This window comes from Actinomadura sp. NPDC048955, assembly GCF_040649435.1.
Taxonomy (GTDB): Bacteria; Actinomycetota; Actinomycetes; order Streptosporangiales; family Streptosporangiaceae; genus Spirillospora; species Spirillospora luteofluorescens.
This window is the reverse complement of the sequence record NZ_JBEZJI010000141.1, coordinates 1-4,108: the sequence shown is the minus strand read 5'-3', so window position 1 is coordinate 4,108 and position 4,108 is coordinate 1. Positions and strand designations below refer to the sequence as shown.

Annotated in this window: 3 protein-coding genes; 1 reads left to right on the top strand and 2 read right to left on the bottom strand. The window is 69.2% G+C overall.

What is annotated here, in order from left to right; translation table 11 throughout:
- Window positions 1–998 precede the first annotated feature (998 nt).
- Together AB0C84_RS45325 and AB0C84_RS45320 are read right to left on the bottom strand one after the other, a co-directional pair.
- Window positions 999–1,226 carry a hypothetical protein gene (locus tag AB0C84_RS45325; protein ID WP_361078961.1) on the bottom strand — a complete coding sequence of 76 codons (228 nt, stop codon included), beginning with the start codon at window positions 1,224–1,226 and terminating at the stop codon, window positions 999–1,001.
- Window positions 1,227–1,879: 653 nt separating this feature from the next.
- On the bottom strand, window positions 1,880–2,443 hold the full coding sequence (locus AB0C84_RS45320; protein WP_361078958.1) for a hypothetical protein: 564 nt from the start codon (window positions 2,441–2,443) through the stop codon (window positions 1,880–1,882).
- 1,126 nt (window positions 2,444–3,569) lie between these two features.
- On the opposite strand from AB0C84_RS45320, the gene AB0C84_RS45315 reads away from it, so the two are divergent.
- A complete protein-coding gene (locus AB0C84_RS45315; protein ID WP_361078955.1) occupies window positions 3,570–3,941 on the top strand; it encodes an HIT domain-containing protein in 372 nt (123 codons plus the stop codon).
- The last annotated feature ends 167 nt before the right edge of the window (window positions 3,942–4,108 follow it).

Sequence of the window (4,108 nt, the reverse complement as noted above, 5' to 3'; positions counted from 1 at the left end):
AGCCCCTCAAGCCTGCGGACCGACCCTTTCCCGTTGATCGGCTTGCGATTGTCTCCCTCGTTCAGCCGGCCCCGCCTCGGCTGGCACAAGCCCCGAGAGTGCGCCGTCTGACGACGGCGGAAAACGTTCGTCTCTGAGACGCTAGTCGGTCGTCGCTGGGTCGGCGGCTACCCGGGAACCGCTGCCGTCGCGCGGTTTTCGAGGACAGTCGCATACGCAGGAGAACAACAACCAAGACCCACCGAGGTGAAACATGGCAAAATCTGACAACAGCACGCCCAGCCGCACCCGCCACCCGGCAGGTTCCCCCATCCAGCGCGCCTTTCACCCGATCGACTCACCGACCGGATGACACGCTCAAACCACGACCTGGCGCTACGGCGCAGTACCGCCGACCTGTGACGACCACGAACCGCAACCTTGATCTAGCAGCGCGCTATCGGCGACCCCCCCGGCCGTCCCCGCTATCGAGCACCCCGGCAACTCACCGCGCACGCTCAGCAACCAGCCGCCCACGGCCGCTCGCTAACGCAACTGCATTAGGCTGCGCCGCCCCCGAACCCCCGCGGGCCGGAACACCCGGACGCCACGCGGTCACGGATGCGGACCGTCCGGGGCGTCCGGGCGCTCCGGAACGGTCGGCGACTTGGCTCTCCGGTTTTGGGTCACTTGGACCACTGGGCCTCCCTACGGGGACGGCGAGCCAAGTGGTGGAGCCAAGTCGAGGTCCAAGTGACGACGGTCCCGGCCGGTCCGGAGCGGGCCGGAATTTCTGGAAGCAAGATGTAGAACTGGGTGCCACTTCGGCGACGCCGAGGCGATCCACGGACCGGCGTGGCCCGAGTGGTCTCCGGAGCGGCCGGACCCTTGGAAGCAAGATGTAGAAGTGGTTACCAGTTCTGCCCCGGTCTTGGCTCACTTGGATCGGCCGGTCCTATGGGTGCGGCGAGCCAAGTCGACACCCACCAGCACCGCGCCCACCAACGACCCTCAGGCCCTCAGTCCGGGTACACCGCTGCATCGCTTCGCGGCGTGACCGATATCACCTGGCCATTACTTGGGTCCATGACCACATTAAGCGGTTTTCCCGACTTCAAGAGTGTTTGCTGGTCATTCGACAAAGAAGGCCGGTGGCCGCCGGGCGGAGCAGGCTCGGCAGAGACCGAGTTCACAAGCACCCCCGTAGCGATCAGGGTCACGCCTATGATTTTCATCCTGATGCCCATGCGACTCACGCTATCGCAGGGTCCAACCCAAGGCGGTGCGGGTGAGGGGCACGGTGAGCGGCGACACCAGGGCCCGGTCTTGCCGGTCCGGTCGTTCGCCCGGGGACCGGAGAGTGCGCGGAGACCGGGACGCAAGAGGGCGGGACGGGCGGACCGGCTACGGTTGCCGGCGGCCCCGCTCACCGGGCACTGCGGACGGTAAGTCCGACATAACGCATAACTTGCGTCGCGCTAACGCCACCGAAAGTCGCCCCCCGGTACGTCACGTCATCGCCGTACGTCATCTCGCACACGTACGCCCGTCGACGGCCACCAGGACCACGCCCCCGCCGCCCGCCAAACCCGACCTTCACACCGAGGCACTAATAATGATCATGGAGCGGGGGCACTCGTGTTGATCATGTGTGCCAGCGGGCCGGTGTCACGGGCGGGGGCTGGGGGAGGGTTACAGGTCAGCGCTCTATGACGGCCGTGACGCGGGTGTCATGACGCCGCGTGACACGGGCGCGTGACACCCGCGTGACAAGATCATCCGAGCGCGGGCGCGCTTCCCACGCGCAGCCGCACGCGCACGGGCCGGGCGGGGCCTGTAATGACGGCGGGGCGGCCCCGCGGATCGCGGGACCGCCCCGGTGCCGGGCGAGTGGAGAAGGTCAGGCGGGAACCAGCTCGCGGTCCTCGTCGAGGGGCGAGAGGTCCACGACCGTCCACGTCTTGTTGCTGCCGCCGGAGCGCGAGTCCTTCAGGACGCCGATCGCGGTCAGCTCCCGGAGCACGTTGTAGGTCCAGGTGCGGCCGTTGCCGGTCTTCTTGCGCACGATCGTCAGCTCCGGGTCGGAGGCGGTGAAGGGCTTGTTGCCGGTGGCGTGGCGGTGCCGGAGCCAGTCGGCCACCAGGCCGCGGGCGGCGGCCGGGTCCATCGGCTCGGCGGTGTCCTCGTCGGTCTCCAGGCCCTCGGCCTCCTCCGACGTGGGCTCCTGGACGACGTCGGCGGCGCCGGCGGTGACGGTCGGGTCGGGGTCGTCGGTGCGCAGCGCGGCCGTGACCGGGTCGCCGGTCCGGCGGAGCTGGTCGAGCACGGCCGCGGCGCCCTCGGCGGGCACCAGGACCGGGTGCGCGCCGTCGTCGCCGGCGGCGCCGATGACGTCCTTGCGCTGCAGCGCCTCGATGAGCCGCGCGGCGTCGGCGGCCGGGATGCGCAGCTTGCGCGCCAGCATCAGGTGCCGTTAACGAACCTGTCACGACCCGCAAGCGAGCTCGTGGGACGTCGGATCTGCGCATGCCGATGGCAGGGAGTGAGGGGGTCTGAGCAAGCACTGATCGATGGACGATGAGGTGAAGGCCCGGATTATGTCGGCGATCACCGCCAGCACCGCCAGCACGATCCGCACTCGTCCCATCGGCCCTCTTCCCGTACCAGCGCGGCAACATGGCCGCGGCCGCCACTCGCAGGCCCGCGCCGGCGACGCCTCAGGCAGGACGCGGGAGCACGGGAACCCCGTAGGCCCGCAGTGCGGATCACGCCGGTCAAAGCAACATTCGAGCTGGACCCGGTGCTGCCTGCCAGGCGCTGCGATCGGGGCGCTGGCTGGTCTATGGACGTGAGGTCCCTTGTCAAGGCACAGGCCCGCCCGAGGCGGCGGAGCGCTGCAGGTCGGCGGTTGCCGAAAGACCGGTGGGGCGTCTACCAGGCGCTGGCCGAGCACGACAAGCGCCAGCGCTACCCCAAGGCCGTCGAGCAGGCACACGCCGACCTCGCCGCCCTCCAGGCCGGCACCTGACCAGCATCTACACGAGACCACGGCAGGTTTCTGGCGTATTCCGGTCCCGCCCCTACCCGGGTCCGAGCGCGACCGTACGGCCAAGACGTGACATCAGCCCCGCCAAGTCGGCGGCCAACCTCACCCGCGAAACCCGCCTGCTGTTCGCCTTCGCCCGCTGCGACCTGTCCAACTTCATCGCCCAGATCGAACCCAACGAGGCCCGCTCCCAGTTCGGCCCCGACACCACCGCCAATCCTGGCGCTGACCCACCCGCTCAACCGCCCTCGCGCCCGGCCCAAGGGGGCTACAGGCCGGGCGCGGGCCGAGCCCTGGGGGCGCGGTAGATCACACCCTTCCCACCCCTACCGCGCCCCCAGGGGCAAACGGCCTGGCCAGCCCATCTCACAGACGATCGTTTTCGACAACTGGTCGAGCGAGCGAGCCTTGAAAACCCTGGATCGACGTCGACGTCTGGCTGAGACGTACAGCGCACCTGCCAGGTGGCCCCTGCCGGGCACGGTCATCCCCTGAAGCGCGTCCTGCATACCAGCACGGGCGCCATGCAAACAGGGAGATGACCATGACCAAGCCGGTCAGCGACGAGCGCGGCTCGTGCGTGTTCTGCAAGATCGTCGAGGGTACGGCTCCTGCCGAGATCGTGCGGGAGTGGCCGGACGCGGTGGCATTCGTGCCGCTCGCCCCGGTCGTGGAGGGCCACGTCGTGGTGGTCCCCCGCGTGCACGTCGACGACGTCACCGAGAACCCGATGGTCTCGGCAACGACGATGCTCAGGGCGGCCGAGCTCGCCCGCGAGGCGTTCCCGTGCAACGTGATCACCTCGGCGGGCCGCGAGGCCACCCAGACCATCTACCACCTGCACATCCACATCGTCCCCCGGGAGGCAGGCGACGACCTGCACCTCCCGTGGACCAACCAGGTGGTCAGCGACTGACCTGCGGGCAGATCGCGACCACCCACTCCAACAAGGAGCCACACGACGCTGCCGTCGCTGGGGCCCCGGGCGTGCGGCCTCTCCGGGCCGGTCACCGTGATGACGGTGCTCGTCGGGTTCGGGTCGGTCCTCGGGTTCCGGTTCCACACCGATCCGCTGTCGGTGCT